Source organism: Xylophilus ampelinus, from assembly GCF_003217575.1.
Taxonomy (GTDB): Bacteria; Pseudomonadota; Gammaproteobacteria; order Burkholderiales; family Burkholderiaceae_C; genus Xylophilus; species Xylophilus ampelinus.
Map to the genome: position 1 here is coordinate 62,798 of NZ_QJTC01000020.1, position 17,196 is coordinate 79,993.

The following is a 17,196-nucleotide window of genomic DNA, read 5'->3' on the forward strand; positions in this document are numbered from 1 at the left end:
CCTGCAGGGAATGCGCCCGCCCCGGTGGGCACGCGGGCTGTCGGGGCATGATCCGTGCCCGCGGTCCGCGGCGACGCGGACCACGCCGGATCCGGCCCTCATGGCAGCATGCGCCGCAGCACCGGCTCCTTGTCCACGAACTGGTGCTTCAGCGCGCCCGCCAGGTGCAAGAGGAACAGCGCGTACAGCACGTAGGCGCCGGCGCTGTGCATCCGGCCGAAGAGGTCGTGCAGCGCTTCCTTGTCGTCCGACGCGGCGACCTTCTGCGCGACGAAGCCGATGCGCGGCCATTCGAAGGCGCCGAACCAGCGCATCGGATGCGCCGCCGCGTCCTTCCAGGCCGAGTCGTGCAGCCAGCCCGAAAGCGGCATCCACAGCATCACGCCGTAGAGCAGCACATGCACCGCATGGGCCGACAGCCGCTCCCAGCGCGGGTAGGCGGCCGGCAGCGGCGGCGCGGGATGCGACAGGCGCCACAGCAGCCGCAGCAGCACCAGGCCGAGCACCGTCACGCCGATGGACTTGTGGGTGTCGAACACCGGCCGCACCAACGCGTCGGGAAACCATCCCACCGTCAGCATCAGCGCGACGTTGACCAACATCAGCAGCGCGATCAGCCAGTGGAAGACGACGGCGATGCGGGTGTAGCGCTGCGCAGGGGCGGCAGCGGGCGGCGATGCCTGGGCGGGGGTGCGGGGGTTCATGGCTCGGCAATATAGGGCCTGCGCCGCGGCTTGACGAGCCCGCGCTCCAGGCCGCAGCATTACACCGGCCCGACATGCGGTGGCTGCGATCGGCGGCGGTGCCGTGCCGCATGGCCGATCGGCGTGCGGCAGCGGGCGGCGCAGGGGTGCGACATCCGCCCGGGCGCCGTCCGCTGCCGCATGGCAGAGCGCCCCGCCCCGCCCCGATGGGTCTTCTCTCGGAACGTGCCTGCAGCTTCGCCGGGGCACTGCCTGTCTCCGCCTTTGTCAGACTGCTCGCCACCCACGCCCACCACCGAGATGCCGCCCGATACCTCCCAGCTCGATACCTCCCTGCGCGATGCCCGCCTGCGGGCCACGCCCAACCTTCCGGGTTGGCGCACGCCGCTGCCGAGCGTGCTGATCCACGGCGGGGCGCTGCTGCTGTGGGGCATCCTGTTCTGCATGGCCTTCGCGGTGGGCGGCGTGCTGGCCTGGTCGGTGGGCGTGGTGTACGTGGTGTACGACACGGTGCTGCTCGCCTTCGTCGGCTGGCGCACCCGGGACCTGCTGCGGCCCGCGGCGGTGGTGCCCGGGACCGGTGGCGCGACGCCGGCCGCGGTGCGCACCAGCGTCTGCGTGCTGGTCGCCGCGCACAACGAGGCCGGCGCCCTGCCGCTCACGATCGCCGCCCTGCTGGCGCAGACCGATCCGCCCGAGCGGATCATGGTGGTGGACGACGGCTCCACCGACGGCACGGCCGACCTGCTGGTGCGCCACTACGGCTTGGCCCTGCCGGCCCCCGGCACGGTGGGGCTGCCCAGTCTCGCCTACCCCACCCTGCGCTGGCTCGCTCTGCCGCACAGCGGCAAGGCCCGCGCCCTCAACGCGGCCCTGCCGCGCACCGGAACCGACGTGGTTCTGACGGTCGACGGCGACACCCTGCTGGCGCCCACCGCGCTGGCCGCGATGCGCCGGGCCTTCGCGGCCGAGCCGGGGCTGGTGGCGGCCACCGGCGTCATCGTGCCGGTGTGCGGACCGTCGTTCTCGGGCCGGGTGTTCCAGTGGTTCCAGACGTACGAGTACATCCGCAACTTCCTCTCGCGCCATGCCTGGATGCGGATGGACAGCCTGCTGCTGGTCTCGGGCGCCTTCGCCGGCTACCGGCGCAGCGCGCTGCTGGCCGTGGGCGGCTTCGATCCCGACAGCATGGTCGAGGACTACGAGCTGACCCACCGCCTGCGCCGCCACGCGGTGGCCCATCGCCTGCCCTGGACGGTGCGGGTACTGGGCACCGCCTGCGCCCGCACCGACGCGCCGGGCAGCATCGGCGCCTTCCTCGGCCAGCGGCGCCGCTGGTTCGGCGGCTTCCTGCAGACGCAGTGGCACTACCGCGACATGGTCGGCGACCGGCGCTACGGCCGGCTGGGCGTGGCGATGCTGCCGGTGAAGGCCTTCGACACGCTGCAGCCGCTCTACGGTCTCACCGCGTTCTTCCTGCTGGCGTACTACCTGGCCGCGGGCCGGCCGAGCCTGCTGGGCGCGGCGGCCGGCGTGATCGGCACCAAGCTGGCGATCGACCTGGCCTTCCACCTCTGGTCGATCCGCCTCTACCGCCGCTGGGTGGGCGACACCGCGCCGGCCAGCCTGGCCCAGGGGCTGCTGGCGGCACTGGCCGAGCCGTTCACCTTCCAGCTGCTGCGCCACACCGGCGCGGCCCTGGGCTGGGTGTCGTTCCTGACGCGCCGCCGGCGCTGGGGCGTGCAGCGCCGGGTCGGTGTGGTGGTCGCCCGCGACCACGACTCCGCCTGAAAGCGGCACGCCGATTCATAGAGGAAAGTGCCTGCGGCCGGCGATATGCGCCGACCTGAAGCTATAAAAAACATAGCGCCGAACTTTTCCGGCACGCCGAGGGACGAAAGCGGCCGCAGGGCCCTGGCGCGCTTTGCAGGTTGCGCAACCCTGCAGCGGGGTGGCCGGACGGATCTTCAAGCGCGCGGGGCCGCAGCTGCGGCCGCCCCGGTCCAGCGGGCGTGCGCGGCCAGTGCTTCCTCGTAGGTCTGCATCTGCACCCGCAGCGTGCTCTCCATGTCGCGGCCGTATCCGCCGCCCATGGCGAAGGCGAGCGGCAGGCGGCGCTGCCAGGCCCAGTCGAACACCCGGCGGTCGCGCGCCCGCATGCCGGCATCGGTGAGGCGCAGCCGGCCCAGGCGGTCGCCCTCGTGCGGGTCGGCGCCGGCCAGGTACAGCACCAGGTCGGGCACGAAATGGTCGTCCAGCACCGCCAGCGCGGTGTCGAGCGCCCGCAGGTAGTCGCCGTCCTCGCAGCCGTCGGGCAGTTCCACGTCGAGATCGCCCGGCTCTTTCTGGAACGGGTAGTTGCGCGCGCCGTGCAGCGACAGGGTGAAGAGGGTCGGGTCGCTGCGGCAGATCTTCGCGGTGCCGTTGCCCTGGTGCACGTCCAGGTCGATCACCGCCACCTGGCAGGCGCGGCGGCGGGTGCGGCCCCATTCGGCCTGCACCACCCGGGCTGCGACCGCCATGTCGTTGAAGACGCAGAAGCCGCCGCCCCGGTCGGCGGTGGCGTGGTGGGTGCCGCCGGCGATGTTGGCGGCCACGCCTTCGTGCCGGGCGATGCGCAGCGCGGCCAGCGTGGCACCGACCGAGCGCCGCGCGCGGGCCGCCATCGCTGGCGACCAGGGAAATCCGATCTCGCGCTGCTGCGCGGCGGTCAGGCTGCCGTCTGCGACCGCGGCGATGTAGGCCGGCGTGTGCGCCATCGCCAGCTGGCCGGTGGTGGCCTCGGGCGCTTCCTGCAGCCGGATCGCCTCGGGCCAGGTGGCGACCAGCCGGTCACGCAGCGCGCCGTACTTGCTCATCGGGAACCGGTGGCCGGCCGGCAGCGGCAAGACGAAATGGTCGGCGTAGTAGACGTGCATGGGCCGGCGATTGTGCCGGCACTGTGCGTTCGACGTGTGCAAGGTATAGTTGTCTGCAAAAATGCCTGAAGCTCTGTATTTCCAATGGTTTCAAGCTATGCTATTGATAGCAACCGAACAGAGTGGTTCTGAATGTCGGGAGTCCGCTACCACTTTCCATGGTTGAGCAAGTGCATGCCGTGCTACGAGTAGTAGGCGAAGAGGAATACTGTACATTTATACAGTTTTAACCAGTGCTGGTGCAAGAGCCGATGGGGTGATGACATGAAACAAACTAACCCTAAACAAACGGAACTTTTTTGCGGCGACTCTAGCGCCGCAGATGCACTCATTTCCGAATCGTCATTGGTATCTGCAGCATTCGCGCTAGGTGCAGCAGATGTCGATGGGCTATCTGATACAGAGAAACATCTTTTCAGTCGAGTGCCCACCACAACGAAATCGCTTGTAGCTTCACTCCGCAAAGAAATCCTTGCGGGAAAAGATCCTTTGGGCTTGGCGTTTTCGCGGCTACGCAGTCCAGATTTGCGACGCGAGTCTGGCGCAACTTATACGCCAACCGGAATCGTGCACGCAATGATGGCTTGGGCAGCGGCGCAACCATCACCGGACCGGGTAGTTGACCCGGGGGTCGGTTCGGCCCGCTTTCTGTGTGTAGCCGGGGCAACCTTCCCAAATACGAACCTCCTAGGTTTGGAAACCGACCCGCTTGCTGCGCTCATGGCACGTGCCAACTTGGCCGTGTTCGGATTTTCTGGGCGCGCGCGTGTTGATATGCTGGATTACCGAGTACCTGCTGCGCCATTTGAGGGCAGGACTTTATTCATTGGCAATCCCCCATATGTTCGCCATCATTTAATAGATTCAGTGTGGAAAAAGTGGCTGGTTGAGTCGGCTGCACGTTACCAATTGAAGGCTAGTCAATTGGCAGGACTGCACGTTTACTTCTTTCTTGCAACGGTTCTTCGCGCAAAGACCGGAGATGTTGGTGCGTTTATCACGGCTGCCGAATGGTTGGATGTGAATTACGGCCAAGTACTACGCGAACTTTTTCTGGGGCCGTTGGGAGGCAAAGGCATCGTTATCGTCGAGCCTACTGCAGAGCCCTTTCCAGATGCTGCCACCACCGCCGCAATAACGACCTTCCAAATTGGCTCCCAAGCTTCTTCCATGCGATTGCGGCGGGTTAAGAGCATGAAAGATTTGGTCAATTTAAGTGGAGGCAAAGCAGTTCGCCGGGAAAGATTGGTAGCCGAATCGCGATGGTCTCGTCTTACTCATGCAGAACGTGCCTACCCCGACGGCTTTGTCGAGCTTGGGGAGCTTTGTCGAGTTCACCGTGGAACAGTGACGGGTGCAAACGCCGTGTTCATTTCTAACTCCGATGCAACTGGAGTACCCGATCGCTACAAGTTGCGAAGCATTACGAAAGCACGTGAGTTGATTGCTGCGGGGCGCGTGTTGGCAGACGCCTCGTCTTTGCGATGTGTTGTTGATCTTCCAGACGATCTCGAATTGCTTGATGCGCAGGAACGTTCAGGCGTAGAGCGCTTTCTTGCGGCGGCGCGATCCCATGGAGCCCACCAAGGTTACGTCGCACGCAACAGGCGTGCGTGGTGGTCGGTCGGCATGCGTGCCCCCGCTCCAATCCTCGCAACCTACATGGCACGTAGCGCGCCTACGTTCGTGCGCAATGCCGCAGCGGTACGCCACATCAATATTGCGCATGGACTCTACCCTCGTGAAAATCTTTCCGAGATTCAGATGCGCAACTTAGTCAACTATCTGTGTACTGGCATAAGCGTGCTTGACGGACGAACTTATGCGGGCGGCCTTACCAAGTTCGAGCCCGGTGAAATGGAACGCTTATATGTCCCGTCGCCGAATCTTCTCAAAGAGATCGGCGCATGAGCCAACCACCTGTATGGACTGCAGAACAGCTTGAGCTGAAAAGACTGGAAGCAGTCTTCATATTTCGCAATCGTCGGATGGAAGAGCCACTAGAGCAATATCTCGCACATTTTGATGAGTACCAAGGTGTTGTAGAAGATTTGTTGGAATCAACTGTTGACCTATCAGACCTCGACAGTAACCTTGTCCATGTTCTGACCGCGCCCAAATTGATGGAAGCCTTTCGGTATCTTGCCGGTCCGCCGATATCAAGCGACGATCTCAAGGTAGTGGCCGAAGCAGTTTTTTCCAAGCAGCGCTTGGAGCGCGATTCCGCGATGGTCACCCGTATTCGCCAAATGGTTTTGAGCGGCCTGGATCGCCGCCGATTTCCGTGGTAGTGCAACAACGTGAGCCAACCGAGACAGAGAGACAAGCTGCGGTGATTGCGTCGGCGGCACTGATCGCCACACGTCGCCTGGAGACAGGCCGCCGTAGCGATGGCAAACAAGAGCAAGAGGCGGCTGTGCATGCCTCTTTAAAAATCATGGGATTTGAACAAGTGCGGTCAAGAAGGGTACATGTGCTGGGAGATGCGCCCGCACCAGGACAATTCTGTGCTGAAAGTGATCTGGGCGGCCGCAAAGCAGATGTTTTGGTGGGATTGTGGGACCGCCGGGTATTGGCTATCGAATGCAAAGTGTCCAACTCCTCCACCAATTCTGTCAAACGCTTGAACAACGATGCCGCAGCAAAGGCCGAAGCATGGCGCGAGGATTTCGGCACGCGTCAGGTTGTTCCTTCTGCAGTGCTGAGTGGTGTCTACAAATTGCACAATTTAGAAGATGCGCAGCGTCGGGGCCTGTCGTTGTTCTGGGCCCATGACCTCGATTGTTTGACCGACTGGATTCACCACACGCGTCCGTAATCGCATCTGTCAAGCTCGAAGCGGCAAAGCCTCCGCCAGGTAGGGCGCGGTGCGGCTGCCCTCGGCCGCGGCCACCTGCCGCGGCGTGCCGCAGGCGACGATGCGGCCGCCCGCGTCGCCTGCGCCGGGGCCGATGTCGATCACCCAGTCGGCCGCGGCCACCACGCGCATCTCGTGCTCGACCACCACCACCGTGTTGCCGGCCCGCACCAGCCGGTCGAGCTGCAGCAGCAGGCGGTCGACGTCGGCCGGGTGCAGGCCGGTGGTGGGCTCGTCCAGCACGTAGAGGGTGTCGCCCTTCTGGGTGCGCTGCAGCTCGGTGGCCAGCTTGATCCGTTGGGCCTCGCCACCGCTGAGTTCCGTCGCGGGCTGGCCCAGGCGCAGGTAGCCCAGGCCGATGTCGCGCAGCACCGCCAGCGGGCGCAGCACGGCGGGCTCGTCGGCGAAGGCGTCGCAGGCGGCTTCCACCGTCAGGCCCAGCACGTCGGCGATGGTCAGGCCGTTCCAGGCGATGCGCAGCGTCTCGGGGTTGTAGCGGGCGCCGTGGCAGGCGGGGCACGGCGCGTAGACGCTGCGCAGGAACAGCAGCTCGACGCTGACGAAGCCCTCGCCCTCGCAGGTCGGGCAGCGGCCCTTGGCCACGTTGAACGAGAAGCGGCCGGCGTCGTAGCGGCGCCGCCGCGCGTCGGGCGTGGTGGCGAAGAGCTTGCGCACCGCGTCGAACAGACCGGTGTAGGTGGCGAGGTTGGAGCGCGGGGTGCGACCGATCGGCTTCTGGTCGACCTGCACCAGCCGGCGGATGCGCTCCATGCCGCCCGCGATGCGGCCCGCCGTGCGCTCGGCAGGCACGCTGAGGCCGCTGCCGGCACCGGGGTCGTCGTCGCCGGCGGCGGCATCGGGCGGGCCGTCGTCGGCCGGCGCGTCCGTGACCACCGGCTGGCCCAGGGCCGCGGCGACCAGCTCCAGCAGCGCCTGGCTGACCAGGCTGGACTTGCCCGAGCCCGACACGCCGGTCACCGCCGTGAGGCGGCCCAGCGGGAAGGCCGCGTCCACACCGCGCAGGTTGTGGCGGGTGACGCCTTCCACCGTCAACCACTCTTCGGGGGCCAGCACAGCTCGGGACGCCGACCTCTCGCTATCGAAAAGATAGCGCCGTGTCTGCGATTCGGCCACCTCCGCCAACCCCGCAGGCGGGCCGCTGTAGAGCACACGCCCGCCGCGCGAGCCCGCCTCTGGACCGACGTCGACCAGCCAGTCGGCCCGGCGCATGGTGGCGATGTCGTGCTCGACCACGAAGAGCGAATTGCCGGCCGCCTTCAGCCGCTGCAGCGCGGTCAGCAGCGCCTCGCCGTCGGCCGGGTGCAGGCCGGCCGACGGCTCGTCGAGCACATAGACCACGCCGAAGAGCTGCGAGGCCAGTTGCGTCGCCAGCCGCAGCCGCTGCAGCTCGCCGGGCGAGAGCGTCGGCGTGGCCCGGTCGAGCGAGAGGTACCCGAGCCCCAGGTCGGTGAGCTGCCGCACCCGGCCGAGCAGCTCGCCTGCGATGCGCTGGGCGGCGATGCGTTTCTCGGGCGAGAGGTGCGGCGTGCGGCGCACGTCGGGCGCGGCGGCATGGGAGGCGCCGCCGGCGGCCACGCGCTTGTCGGTATGCGCGCGGTGCGCGGCCTTGGAGCGGGTGCCGGCGCCTTGTGCCCGCACCGCGTCCTCGTCGGCGAATCGGCCTTCGGCGGCGGGCTGCAGCACCTCGGCCAGGGCGTCGAGCGGCATCTGCTGCAGCGCGCCGATGTCGTGGCCGCAGAAGGTGACCGACAGCGCGGCGCGCTTCAGGCGCTTGCCCTCGCACACCGGGCAGACGGTGCCGACCATGAACTGCGACACCCGCTTTTTCATCAGCGCGCTCTGGCTGGTGGCGAAGGTCTGCAGCACGTAGCGCCGGGCGCCGGTGAAGGTGCCCATGTAGCTCGGCGCCATCTTGGCATTGACGGCCGCGCGCACCTCGGCGCGGTCGAAGCCGGCGTAGACCGGCACGGTCGGCTGCTCGTCGGTGAAGAGGATCCAGTCGCGGGTCTTCTTCGGCAGGTCCTGCCAGGGCAGGTCGACGTCGTGGCCCAGGGTGGTGAGGATGTCGCGCAGGTTCTGGCCCTGCCAGGCGGTGGGCCAGGCGGCGACGGCGCGCTCGCGGATGGTGCGGGTCGGGTCCGGCACCATCGACTGCTCGGTCACCGCGTAGATGCGGCCCAGGCCGTGGCATTCGGGGCAGGCGCCCTCGGCGGTGTTGGGCGAGAAATCCTCGGCGTAGAGCATCGGCTGGTCGGGCGGGTAGCGGCCCGCGCGGGAATACAGCATCCGCACCAGGCTGCCGATGGTGGTGACGCTGCCGACCGAGGAGCGCGCGGTGGGCGTGCCGCGCTGCTGCTGCAGGGCGACGGCGGGCGGCAGGCCGTCGATCCGGTCGACCTGCGGCACGCCCACCTGGTCGATCAGCCGCCGCGCATAGGGCGCGACCGATTCGAAGTAGCGCCGCTGCGCCTCGGCGTACAGCGTGCCGAAGGCGAGCGACGACTTGCCCGAGCCCGAGACGCCGGTGAACACCACCAGCGCGTCGCGCGGGATGTCGACGTCGACGTTCTGCAGGTTGTGCTCGCGCGCGCCGCGCACGCTGACGAAGCCGGCGCGGGGTGCGGCCGACAGTGGCGCGGATGCGGCCATGGGGTCTCCTGTCGCTGGGTCCTTCAGGGTCGACGCACGCGGGCCCTACCGCGGTCGGACGGCGCGCGACACGCCTGTCGGCCTGGGCCGCTCAAGGCGGCTGCCGAGGGCCGCGAACGCCGTCGCCCACATCCGGGGGGCATCGCCAACCCTCCCGGCCTGCGTGCTCTCTGCGTTCTCGGTGGTGGGGCCGGCCGACGGCGGGTGGATGCCGCCCCCTCTTACGCGGAGCGACGTCGGATTCAGTGCTGGTCGTGCCCGGGCCGGTCCGTCGCCGGCGCATCGCCGCTGTCGACGGAAGTTTCTCGCGGCGCCGCGGACCCGGTCACCTCGGCCGCCTCCGACGCTGGCGTACCGCCAGCGGCGCCTTCTGGAACGGGCCGGGCATGGGCGGCAGCGGCAACTGCGGCCGAACGGCGCCTGCGGGCACGTTCCAGCAGCGGGCCGGCCTGGCGCGGGTCCAGGCCGTACATGTCGGCGAAGGCCTCGACGGTCGCGCTGCCGGATTCGAAAGCACGCAGCAGGGCCTCGTCCTTGGCGGCGCGGGCGCCGGCTTCGGCCAGGGCTTCGTCGAGCAGGCCGGTGGCGGCTTCGTTGCGGGTGCGCACCCGTTCGGCATAGTCCTCGCGGGTCAGGCCCGAGGCTTCGAAGGCCTGCACCATGCGGTCGCGCCACTGGGCCCGCAGCGCGGGGCGGTCGGCTTCGGGCGTGCGGCCTTCGCGGCGGCGCCAGAGTTCGACCAGGGCGTGGTGCACATGCTCGGGCGCCAGGTCTTCCACCACCGCACCCTGCAGGTCGCGGCGCGCATCGCCCGCGGCCACGCTCTGCAGGTAGCGGGTGGAACGGGTGTGCAGGCCGAGCGCGGTCTTGAGGGCTTCGCGCTCGAACACGTCGGGATGCGCGGCCAGCAGGTCCTGGAAGATGCCGCGCTTGAGCGGTCGGAACACCGCGCCGAACAGCTGCGGATAGAAGCCGGCCAGCTGCTCCAGCGCCGGATGCGGCGCGCGCGACGGCCCCGAGGCGTTGCCGCTGCCGGCCGCGGGGCGCCGGCCCGGCCCACGGCCGCCGCCGCCCTGTTGCGAACGGCGTTTGTCGGCGGGTCGCCGGGATTGCGGGGCGCGGGAGCGGGGGTCCTGCACGGCGGGGGAAACCACCTGTTCTGCGGGAGCGGCGGCTGCGTCGGGCACGGAATCTGTCATGGCATGGAGCAAAAGGGCGAATTCGCGATCATGCCAGCGATATGGTCCTGCACCGAATCGGCGCCCGGAGGCGCCCTGGCGGTGCCCGTGGCGGGTGCCGTGCGCGCCACAATCCGGGGATGCAACTCCAGGCCCCGATTCCTCTGCTGCGGATCTTCGACGAAGCGAAGGCCCGCGCGTTCTACCTCGACTATCTGGGCTTCCGGGTGAATCGGGAGCACCGCTTCGAGCCGGGCTTTCCGCTGTACCTGCAGATCGCGCGCGACGGCTGCGTGCTGCATCTGACCGAGCACCACGGCGATGCCTGCCCCGGTGCCGCGCTGCGGATCGCGACGGCCGGCCTGGCCGGGCTGCATGCCGAGCTGGCCGCCAGGTCGTATGCCTATGCCCGTCCCGGGATCGAGGCGACGCCCTGGGGCTCGCACGACATGGTGATCCAGGACCCGTTCGGCAACCGGCTGGTCTTCACCGCCGACAGCCTGTGAGGCACCATTGGCGCTGCACGCCCGGCGGTCCCGGCCTGCCGGTGCGGCCGCTCAATTCGGTGGCTGCGTCGGCGGCGATGGTGGCCGCTGCCACAGACGCTGCAGCCGGCCGCGCGATGCCAGCATAAGCGTGCGCAGGTGGGTATGGCGGCGCAGGTCGTGCAGGAAGGGCGGCAGCGCCAGCGTCAGCAGCAGCCCGGCCAGCGGCACCACCCACAGGAAACCCACGTACTTGAAGCCGGCGGCGCCGAACAGTCCACCGCCGACGAAAGCCAGCAGCAGCCCGCCGTGCAGCCGTATCCGGGCCCGGTTGGCGCGCACCCGCGCTTCGGGCGGCGTGCCGCTGCGGTTGTGGTAGAGCAACTTGCCCAGCTCGATGCCCAGGTCGGTCACGTTGCCGGTCATGTGGGTACTGCGCACCAGGCCGGCCGAGGCCTTGGTGCCGAGCGCGTTCTGCAGCCCCATGATGAAGGACAGCAACAGCACCGTGAGCGGCACCGCGAAGGGCGTGGACCAAGTGAGCGTGATCGCGCCCATCAGGCCGAAGGGCAGCAGCAGGCCGGCCTCGAGCAGCAGCGGCAGGGCGTAGGCGCTGCGCAGCCGGTGCACCCGCGCCCAGTTGACGATGATCGCGGTGCTGGCCGCGCCGCAGGTGAAGGCCAACAGCGCCCCGATCGCGTTCAGCAGCAGCTCGCCGTGCCCCAGCACCAGGCTGTCGGCCACCTGCGAGGCGAAGCCGGTCATGTGCGAGGTGTACATGTGCACCACCAGCACGCCGCCAGCGTTCACCGCGCCCGCGTTGAACGCCAGGAACCAGCCGAGCAGCCGAGTAGTGGCGGGGGTGCGGTGGCGGTCGGCGATGTGGAGCAGGCGGCGCAAACGGGTTCCTCCAGGGGCGGTGCCGCGGCGGGTGGCGACGGCACGACAGGGTAGCAAACGGGCCGCGCGGTACGCCGGTGCCGCCGCCCTCTTGCAGCCTCCCCGTCGCCCCCAAAAAAAAGGCCCGCATCGCTGCGGGCCCAACATCCAAAGGAGACTCTCGCTACAAGAATTCCTGCAGCAGTGGCAACGTTGCAAGGGCCGTGCCAGCGGCCCGCAGCATCAGCGGTTGTAGGCGGTTTCGCCGTGGGAGGTGATGTCGAGACCTTCGCGCTCGGACTCTTCCGAGACACGCAGGCCGATGGTCAGGTCCACCACCTTGAAGGCGATGAACGACACCACACCGGACCACACGACGGTGACCAACACGCCCTTCAACTGCGCCCATACCTGCGACGCGATCGAGTAGTCGGCAGAGGTGATGACGGTGGCCGTGACCCAGTCGGCCACGTAGCCGGGGCCGCCCAGGGCCGGCGCGTTGAACACGCCGGTCAGGATCGCGCCCAGAATGCCGCAGACGCCGTGCACGCCGAACACGTCGAGCGAGTCGTCGGCGCCCAGCATCTTCTTCAGGCCGGTCACGCCCCACAGGCCGGCGAAGCCCGCCAGCAACCCGATCACCAGACCGCCGCCGATGCCGACGTTGCCGGCCGCCGGCGTGATCGCCACCAGGCCCGCCACCGCGCCGGACGCAGCGCCCAGCATCGAGGCCTTGCCGCGCAGCATCGCTTCGCCCAGGCACCAGGTCAGCACGGCGGCGGCGGTGGCCAGCATCGTGTTGACGAAGGCCAGTGCGGCCGTGCCGTTGGCTTCCAGCGCCGAGCCGGCGTTGAAGCCGAACCAGCCCACCCACAGCAGGGCGGCGCCGACCATCGTCAGCGTCAGGCTGTGCGGGGTCAGGGCTTCCTTGCCGTAGCCGATGCGCTTGCCGACCACGAAGGCGCCGACCAGGCCGGCCACGGCCGCGTTGATGTGCACCACGGTGCCGCCGGCGAAGTCGAGCGCGCCCCACTGCCAGATCAGGCCGGCCTTCGCGTTGAGCGAATCGACCACTTCCTTGCCGGTGTAGGCGTCGGGACCTTGCCAGAACCACACCATGTGGGCCATCGGCAGGTAGCTGAAGGTGAACCAGATCGCCATGAACACCAGCACCGCCGAGAACTTGATCCGCTCGGCGAAGGAGCCGACGATCAGCGCGCAGGTGATGCCGGCGAAGGTCGCCTGGAATGCCGCGAACACGATCTCCGGGATGGCCACGCCCTTGCTGAAGGTCGCTCCGTTGGCGAACGTGCCGGCGGTGTTGTCCCAGATGCCTTTCATGAAGAACCGGTCGAACCCGCCGATGAAGGCGTTGCCCTCGGTGAACGCCAAGCTGTAGCCGTAGATGAACCACAGCACGACGATCAGCGAGAAGGTGACCATGACCTGCATCAGCACCGACAGCATGTTCTTGCTGCGGACCAGGCCGCCGTAGAACAGTGCCAGGCCCGGGACGGCCATCATCAGCACCAGCAGAGTACAGACCATCATCCAGCCGGTGTCGCCCTTGTTGGGGACGGGGCCGGCGGCCGCGGGTGCGGGTGCGGGGGCGGGGGCGGGGGCGGCCGGGGTGGCCGCGGGTGCCGCGACGACGGCGGCCGGGGCCGCGGCGGCCGGGGCCGCGGCGGCCGGAGCGGGGGACGCGGGCGCGGCGGCTTCGGCGGTCGGCGTCGCGGCGGTTTGCGCCACGGCGAACGAACCACCGGCCAGCAGGCTCATGCCCAGCAACAGGGAGGCAAGCAATTTTTTCATGATGTCGGGTCTTCTTTCTGCATTCTGCCGGCGTCAGAGCGCCTCGCGGCCGGTCTCGCCGGTACGGATGCGCACGACCTGCTCGAGGTTGTGGACGAAGATCTTGCCGTCGCCGATCTTGCCGGTGCGGGCGGCGCCCTCTACGGCTTCGATCACGCGCTCGACCAGGTCGTCGGAGATGGCGGCCTCGATTTTGACCTTCGGCAGGAAGTCGACGACGTATTCCGCGCCGCGGTAGAGTTCGGTGTGGCCCTTCTGGCGGCCGAAGCCCTTCACCTCGGTCACGGTGATGCCCTGCACACCGATGGCCGAGAGTGCTTCGCGCACTTCGTCGAGCTTGAAGGGTTTGATGATGGCGGTGACGATTTTCATAAGCCTTGTGTCCTGTTGGGTGGCTCCGTAGTTAGAAGCTGTACTTGGCGCCGAGCACCAGACCGGTCTTGCCCAGGAACTTGCCGTTGGCGCCCGATGCGTAGAAGACCTTGTCGGCGTTGGTGCCGACGACCGAGGCCGACAGCGAGAGGCCGTTGCCCAAATCCTTGCCGAGCGCCAGCGAATAATCGGTGTACGAGGCGTAGCCGTTGTCCTTGAAATACTGGCGGCCGACGTGCGGCGTGAGCGAGAAACCTTCGCCCAGGTCGAACGCGGCAGCCGCTTCCAGATAGCCGCTGCCCCGACTGTCCGGCACGCCGAAGGTTTCCCTTCCCAGGCTGTGCGAGTACTTGACCGTCAGCATCTTCCAGGTGCCTGCGGCGTACAGCTCGGTCGTGTTGGGAGTGGTGGCGAAGTTCTCGCGGGGGTACTGGTAGCGCAGCAGGCCGACATCGTAGGAGAAGTCCTCGTTGACCTTGCCCTTGTAGCCGCCGTAGAAGTTGAGCTCGGCCGGGCCTTTGCCGCCGGGAATATCTTCCAGGATGCGGATCGTGGAGCCCCAGAAACCCAGGTAGAAACCGCTTGCATGCGCGAATTCGATGCCGCCCTGCAGGGCCGGCTTCAGGCGCGATTGCGAGATGCCACGGAAGCGGTAGTCGGAAACCACGCCCACGTTGTACGACAGGGTGTAGTCAGGCTCGGCCGCGGTCTGCGCAAAAACGGCGGCCGAAGCCGCGGCAGCAGCTATCGCAAGCAGGGTTTTCTTCATGGCTCTTGTTCTCCGAATGGTTTGAACGGCGGTGACAAATTGGCACAGCGACGAGTGCACGAACCGTGCCAGTGACCGATGCCGGCGCCGCAGGTACCACCGGGGTCTACGGACCGCGAAAAAAAATGCACCGGGCAGGCGCATCGAAAGTGTCGAACATCAGGTCGCCACGGGTCAAAGCACCACACGAGTGCATGCACCAAGGCAGGCTCGGATGCACCGCCAAGTACAAGCAGGGCGATCTGCTTTCTGCAACGGTCGCAATCCGCTGAAAGGCGGTGGTGACGCCTTTGCGACAGGCAGAATCACTGTTTTTGCATACAGGAAATCCGATGGCACTCGCCACCGTCCAAAGCCGTGCCCTTCAGGGCCTCGACGCCGCCGCCGTGACGGTGGAAGTGCACCTGGCCAACGGCCTGCCCAGCTTCACGCTGGTGGGACTGGCCGACGTGGAGGTGAAGGAGGCGCGGGTGTAAGTCTTCTCAGTAGACGCGACTCTTTCAAATTCGATGCAACCAAGGCACATTAGCTGCGACTAACAGCAAAGAGCCGCAGGGATGGCAGCACAACTTCAAGAATTCCGATTCGACCAAAATCCGTGGAGGCTTGACTACTTAGGTGGTCTGCAGGATGCCACTTCCAGGCAAAGCGAGCCGCAGATTCAGGTCTTCTTATCTGAGCTCGACAGGCGCGGTGGCGATCCCTTAATGAACCCCTCGCTGGCCGAGCCTCGCCGGCATGCGGTCGCGCACATAAAGGTCGGGCAGCTATCGCTGTTGAAGCTTGGCTCGGTTTGGAGAGATGGGGTGGAAATCCCTCCAGATATAACGCCTCGGCAGGAGACCTTTGAGCTGGATCCTGCTGCATTTGAACTGATGCGCTTCAACAGCAAGGTTCTGGTTGGTGGCCAGTGGTACCCGCTGATGGCGTCTCGCCGCTACCGCGTCAGCAGCGAAGCTGCGCAGGCGCTTGCGAATTCTTGGTTGGCCGTCGCATATGCACCGACGACTGGTTACGAACTTGTGGCCGTGCCATCCACGGTCATTTTTCAAAAATGCATGGCGACTTCGCCGAAAGCAGTGCGGCGCCTGGTCTTTGGTGAAATCGACAAAATCGTCGACCCCTCAAGTGGATTCATCGACGACGAAGACAGCAAGTTCTACGTCGAACTCTTCAAGGATTTCAGAGATGGTGAGGCTAAGGCCATCGCCAACCTAAAGGCCGCTGAGGCTGGGCGGCGTGAGTACACAAGGATGCGCAACGAATTGGTGCGTGAAAGAGCTGATCAGCATGCAGGGTCAAGACAGAGCTCGTTACCTCAGCTGAAACTCGGCTTTCCATTTGACAACCCCATCAAATTCGTCGCGCTCGGAAAGCGCCTGCCGTTCCACAATCAGAGCGACGAAGATGCCCCCCTAAAGTGGGGATTTCTGGTCACGCAAATTCTCGAACTGACTACGCGGCTGCCTTTTGACAACCTCGTGATCGGGCGCAAGAACAACGCAAAGAAGGGAAAAAACTCGAACGATCCCGACTTGCCGCAGGCATGGCCCGGTCTCTCAAAGGTCGAGCCGGATTTTCCAGAGCCCGATCAACCTGTCGATTCCGGTGACGATCCCTCCATAGAACTGGAAAAGTGGGCGTTGGAAGCCGCCGGCGATTTCACCGCAGTAGGTCTCACAAGAATTGATGAGCCGAAGGAAGTTCAGCAGTACAGCGGTATGAGCCGAACTAACGCAGATGGCGTCCAGGCTTCAGGCACCGGGACTACCGGACTGGCAGGCTCAAACGCGGCCGGCGTTGTGGAAGTCGATCTACATCCTGAGGAAACGCCAAAAATTCCGATCACCCTTGGCGAATTCTTCGATGCAATAGACATTCTGCGAGAGCAAGGCCACGCGGCCGAGACCATTGCGATTGCACAGCGCTATCGTCGAAGCGAGACAGGCCCTGGAATCGTCAATTTTCTTCCCCGTGCTATCAGGGGCAATCGATCGTGGCACTTGGTATCCGACCTACCCGGTGCCTCGCCGCGCGCATATGTCGTTGCACGGCTGTACATCGGTCAGAGCTGGCACTACTTCATCGAGCTCGAGCGCAAAGGCGCTGACGCATATGCGGTTCAACACGTTCGCGCGCACAGTGGCGAAGCGATCGTTGGCGAGCACCTTGAAGGCTTCATGGTTGATGTTGCCGCGAGCAATGGATGGGCGGCCAAGGCGCACTACAAACACTGGATCTTCAAAAAAATCAACCATCCAAAAAAAGATCGCGCCGCCGCCCTCGCGCGCGCGCTCCTCAAGTCTGTCTAGCTTAGGGCTGCGCACGCGGCAGGGAAAAATTGAAAACTATCTTCGTGCGTCATGGCGAGAGCACTGGTAACGCTGGCATCCCTAGTGTGGTGTCTCAAAAATAAGCCGAACTAAGTTTGTGGGCAGCCCGAGCGACCTTTGCGAGGATCGTATCGGCGCTCTTGTGCCAGATGAAAGGTTTCGGGTCGGCGTTATGTCGGTCGATGTATTGCCGGATGGAGCGCTCCAGATCGGCCACGC

The 17,196-nt window shown here is 66.3% G+C and carries 14 protein-coding genes and 2 pseudogenes; 7 read left to right on the plus strand and 9 right to left on the minus strand.

What is annotated here, in order from left to right; genetic code table 11:
• Window positions 1-98 precede the first annotated feature (98 nt).
• Window positions 99-704 (minus strand): cytochrome b, encoded by a 606-nt coding sequence (locus tag DFQ15_RS12925; RefSeq protein ID WP_110466368.1) that lies wholly within the window; start codon window positions 702-704, stop codon window positions 99-101.
• Between the two features lie 300 nt (window positions 705-1,004).
• Between DFQ15_RS12925 and DFQ15_RS12930 the strand changes: the two genes are divergently transcribed.
• Window positions 1,005-2,495 (plus strand): glycosyltransferase family 2 protein, encoded by a 1,491-nt coding sequence (locus tag DFQ15_RS12930; RefSeq protein WP_110466369.1) that lies wholly within the window; start codon window positions 1,005-1,007, stop codon window positions 2,493-2,495.
• Between the two features lie 176 nt (window positions 2,496-2,671).
• On the opposite strand, the gene DFQ15_RS12935 is transcribed toward DFQ15_RS12930, so the two are convergent.
• Window positions 2,672-3,622 carry a histone deacetylase family protein gene (locus tag DFQ15_RS12935; RefSeq protein ID WP_110466370.1) on the minus strand — a complete coding sequence of 317 codons (951 nt, stop codon included), beginning with the start codon at window positions 3,620-3,622 and terminating at the stop codon, window positions 2,672-2,674.
• Between the two features lie 264 nt (window positions 3,623-3,886).
• On the opposite strand from DFQ15_RS12935, the gene DFQ15_RS12940 reads away from it, so the two are divergent.
• The 3 genes from DFQ15_RS12940 to DFQ15_RS17585 are packed head-to-tail and all read left to right on the plus strand — an operon-like array spanning window position 3,887 to window position 6,440.
• Window positions 3,887-5,533 (plus strand): Eco57I restriction-modification methylase domain-containing protein, encoded by a 1,647-nt coding sequence (locus DFQ15_RS12940; protein WP_199399875.1) that lies wholly within the window; start codon window positions 3,887-3,889, stop codon window positions 5,531-5,533.
• Entirely contained in the window at window positions 5,530-5,913 is a 384-nt protein-coding gene (locus tag DFQ15_RS18070; protein ID WP_199399876.1) for a XamI family restriction endonuclease, read from the plus strand. The genes DFQ15_RS12940 and DFQ15_RS18070 overlap by 4 nt, the downstream gene beginning before the upstream one ends.
• On the plus strand, window positions 5,907-6,440 hold the full coding sequence (locus DFQ15_RS17585; protein WP_199399877.1) for a XamI family restriction endonuclease: 534 nt from the start codon (window positions 5,907-5,909) through the stop codon (window positions 6,438-6,440). Before DFQ15_RS18070 ends, DFQ15_RS17585 begins: the two co-directional genes overlap by 7 nt.
• 9 nt (window positions 6,441-6,449) lie before the next feature.
• On the opposite strand, the gene DFQ15_RS12950 is transcribed toward DFQ15_RS17585, so the two are convergent.
• Both DFQ15_RS12950 and DFQ15_RS12955 read right to left on the minus strand, forming a co-directional pair.
• On the minus strand, window positions 6,450-9,149 hold the full coding sequence (locus DFQ15_RS12950) for an excinuclease ABC subunit UvrA (RefSeq protein WP_110466371.1): 2,700 nt from the start codon (window positions 9,147-9,149) through the stop codon (window positions 6,450-6,452).
• A 242-nt stretch (window positions 9,150-9,391) separates the two neighbouring features.
• A complete protein-coding gene (locus tag DFQ15_RS12955) occupies window positions 9,392-10,348 on the minus strand; it encodes a ProQ/FINO family protein (protein WP_110466372.1) in 957 nt (318 codons plus the stop codon).
• A 119-nt stretch (window positions 10,349-10,467) separates the two neighbouring features.
• Between DFQ15_RS12955 and DFQ15_RS12960 the strand changes: the two genes are divergently transcribed.
• A complete protein-coding gene (locus DFQ15_RS12960; protein WP_110466373.1) occupies window positions 10,468-10,833 on the plus strand; it encodes a glyoxalase superfamily protein in 366 nt (121 codons plus the stop codon).
• Window positions 10,834-10,884: 51 nt separating this feature from the next.
• Here the strand turns inward: DFQ15_RS12960 and DFQ15_RS12965 are convergent, their stop codons facing one another.
• From DFQ15_RS12965 to DFQ15_RS12980, 4 genes are all read right to left on the minus strand, one after another.
• Complete coding sequence (locus tag DFQ15_RS12965) at window positions 10,885-11,712, minus strand: YoaK family protein (RefSeq protein WP_110466374.1); 828 nt, start codon at window positions 11,710-11,712, stop codon at window positions 10,885-10,887.
• Between the two features lie 222 nt (window positions 11,713-11,934).
• A complete protein-coding gene (gene amt / locus DFQ15_RS12970) occupies window positions 11,935-13,503 on the minus strand; it encodes an ammonium transporter (protein WP_110466375.1) in 1,569 nt (522 codons plus the stop codon).
• 33 nt (window positions 13,504-13,536) lie between these two features.
• Window positions 13,537-13,875 carry a P-II family nitrogen regulator gene (glnK, locus tag DFQ15_RS12975; protein ID WP_055836791.1) on the minus strand — a complete coding sequence of 113 codons (339 nt, stop codon included), beginning with the start codon at window positions 13,873-13,875 and terminating at the stop codon, window positions 13,537-13,539.
• A 31-nt stretch (window positions 13,876-13,906) separates the two neighbouring features.
• Window positions 13,907-14,644: a TorF family putative porin gene (locus DFQ15_RS12980; RefSeq protein WP_110466376.1), complete on the minus strand. Its 738-nt coding sequence runs from the start codon at window positions 14,642-14,644 to the stop codon at window positions 13,907-13,909.
• Between the two features lie 332 nt (window positions 14,645-14,976).
• Here DFQ15_RS12980 and DFQ15_RS17195 point away from each other — a divergent pair.
• Together DFQ15_RS17195 and DFQ15_RS12985 are read left to right on the plus strand one after the other, a co-directional pair.
• Window positions 14,977-15,114, plus strand: a pseudogene (locus tag DFQ15_RS17195) (ATP-binding protein); the annotation flags it as partial.
• 87 nt (window positions 15,115-15,201) lie between these two features.
• On the plus strand, window positions 15,202-16,956 hold the full coding sequence (locus DFQ15_RS12985; protein ID WP_110466377.1) for a hypothetical protein: 1,755 nt from the start codon (window positions 15,202-15,204) through the stop codon (window positions 16,954-16,956).
• Between the two features lie 94 nt (window positions 16,957-17,050).
• Here the strand turns inward: DFQ15_RS12985 and DFQ15_RS17905 are convergent.
• Window positions 17,051-17,196: pseudogene (locus tag DFQ15_RS17905) on the minus strand (IS630 family transposase); the annotation flags it as partial.

What these genes read in the sequence shown, in the direction of transcription:
- DFQ15_RS12980 (WP_110466376.1), bottom strand. Translation starts at nt 14,644, where the DNA reads ATGAAGAAAACCCTGCTTGCGATAGCTGCTGCCGCGGCTTCGGCCGCC.
- DFQ15_RS12985 (WP_110466377.1), top strand. Translation starts at nt 15,202, where the DNA reads ATGGCAGCACAACTTCAAGAATTCCGATTCGACCAAAATCCGTGGAGG.
- DFQ15_RS12940 (WP_199399875.1), top strand. Translation starts at nt 3,887, where the DNA reads ATGAAACAAACTAACCCTAAACAAACGGAACTTTTTTGCGGCGACTCT.
- DFQ15_RS18070 (WP_199399876.1), top strand. Translation starts at nt 5,530, where the DNA reads ATGAGCCAACCACCTGTATGGACTGCAGAACAGCTTGAGCTGAAAAGA.
- glnK (WP_055836791.1), bottom strand. Translation starts at nt 13,875, where the DNA reads ATGAAAATCGTCACCGCCATCATCAAACCCTTCAAGCTCGACGAAGTG.
- DFQ15_RS12950 (WP_110466371.1), bottom strand. Translation starts at nt 9,149, where the DNA reads ATGGCCGCATCCGCGCCACTGTCGGCCGCACCCCGCGCCGGCTTCGTC.
- DFQ15_RS12960 (WP_110466373.1), top strand. Translation starts at nt 10,468, where the DNA reads ATGCAACTCCAGGCCCCGATTCCTCTGCTGCGGATCTTCGACGAAGCG.
- DFQ15_RS12955 (WP_110466372.1), bottom strand. Translation starts at nt 10,348, where the DNA reads ATGACAGATTCCGTGCCCGACGCAGCCGCCGCTCCCGCAGAACAGGTG.
- DFQ15_RS12925 (WP_110466368.1), bottom strand. Translation starts at nt 704, where the DNA reads ATGAACCCCCGCACCCCCGCCCAGGCATCGCCGCCCGCTGCCGCCCCT.
- amt (WP_110466375.1), bottom strand. Translation starts at nt 13,503, where the DNA reads ATGAAAAAATTGCTTGCCTCCCTGTTGCTGGGCATGAGCCTGCTGGCC.
- DFQ15_RS12930 (WP_110466369.1), top strand. Translation starts at nt 1,005, where the DNA reads ATGCCGCCCGATACCTCCCAGCTCGATACCTCCCTGCGCGATGCCCGC.
- DFQ15_RS12935 (WP_110466370.1), bottom strand. Translation starts at nt 3,622, where the DNA reads ATGCACGTCTACTACGCCGACCATTTCGTCTTGCCGCTGCCGGCCGGC.